Genomic DNA, 1,347 nt, shown 5'->3' on the forward strand with positions numbered 1-1,347 from the left:
GTCTGCCGGGACGAGGGCCTGCAGCGCGTGATCTGGTTCAGCCAAGTCCTCTCGGTTCCCGAACGGGTGGACCTGTACGAGCAACTCCTGGCCGATGGCGTCGGCCGGCATGGCGCTTCGCGGCCCGGCCCCTATCCGCGTTCGGTGATCTGGCCGACGGGTGTCCTACTGGGAGTGCGCGACAGTCCCGGCCGGGGTGAACAGATCATCATGGTGAGCGAGGGCGACGGGTTCTCCCGCTGCTCCGACCGTCACCACGAGGAGACCGGCCACTCTGCGGTCGAGCATGTGGCCGAGCTCTTCCAACCTCTGGCGTCGCGACCGCCGCGCATCCGAAGCCAAGCTCCTGCCTCGCTCCCGAACGGGGGCCAACGATAGGCCGATCACACCATGGCAGACGGACATCGGCGCGGGCGCTGGTCGTCGGGATGGGCGATCGTGTCGACCGCCCTCGTCCTGACGCATTCGGTAACTGCGGCCGAGCCTTCTGCCGACGGGGCGCCTTTCGGCCTCGCCTGGGGTCCGATCACCAAAGTGCCACGCCCATTCAAGGCCGAGCACGAGGCGAACCTGACCGCGCTGTTCTATCCGCACGGCTGGGACCCGGCCAACGGGCCGGCGACGGCCGAGGTGATCCTGGTAATCTGCCGGGACGAGGGTCTGCAGCAGGTTGTTTGGGTCGGCCTGCCGATGTCTGGAGAAGCCCTCGCGCGAACACGTCGAGCCATCCATGCCGAGGGCGTCCGCCGCTATGGGGAGCCCGGTGTGGGCGGGACGGCCGACTCGGAGGTCTGGCCAGGCGGCCGCGCGCTCCTGGCGAGCCGGGAGGCTGCGGATGGAAACCGCGAACTGGTCATGACGGCAGTCGGCCCTGGCTACGCGGCTTGCTCCGAGACCCACCACGCCGAGACCGGGCATCCGGCCGGTACGCACATGGCTGATCTCATCGGGACCGGCAGTCCCTGACACCGACCAGCTTCGTCGACCATCACCACAGAGGTTGAAGGTAATCATGGGACACGGACACGCGCACGGCGGCGGCATCCCCTCGGGCTCGGCAGCGGGGAGGAACAAGAACCGCCTCGCCTGGGCGCTCGCCCTGACCCTGACCTACATGGCCGCCGAGGTCGTGGGCGGCCTTCTCACCGGCAGCCTCGCGCTGCTGGCCGACGCTGCGCACATGGTCACGGATGCCGGCGGCTTGGCCCTGTCGCTGCTCGCCATTCACTACGCGGCCAAGGCGCCGACACCGGGGAAGAGCTTCGGCTACATGCGCTTCGAAATCCTGGCGGCGCTCGCCAACGCGATCGTGCTGCTCGGGGTGACGGCCTACATCCTCTACGAGGC

2 protein-coding genes and 1 pseudogene are annotated in these 1,347 nt (G+C 68.8%); all 3 read left to right on the forward strand.

What is annotated here, in order from left to right; translation table 11 throughout:
• Nucleotides 1–378: pseudogene (locus VQ02_RS38845) on the forward strand (hypothetical protein); the annotation flags it as partial.
• A 60-nt stretch (nucleotides 379–438) separates the two neighbouring features.
• Nucleotides 439–966: a hypothetical protein gene (locus VQ02_RS32155; RefSeq protein WP_048448335.1), complete on the forward strand. Its 528-nt coding sequence runs from the start codon at nucleotides 439–441 to the stop codon at nucleotides 964–966.
• A 46-nt stretch (nucleotides 967–1,012) separates the two neighbouring features.
• Nucleotides 1,013–1,347: cation diffusion facilitator family transporter (locus tag VQ02_RS32160; RefSeq protein ID WP_048448336.1), on the forward strand; the 335-nt coding region annotated here is incomplete at its 3' end.

It is taken from the genome of Methylobacterium variabile (genome assembly GCF_001043975.1).
In the GTDB taxonomy this organism is placed as follows: Bacteria; Pseudomonadota; Alphaproteobacteria; order Rhizobiales; family Beijerinckiaceae; genus Methylobacterium; species Methylobacterium variabile.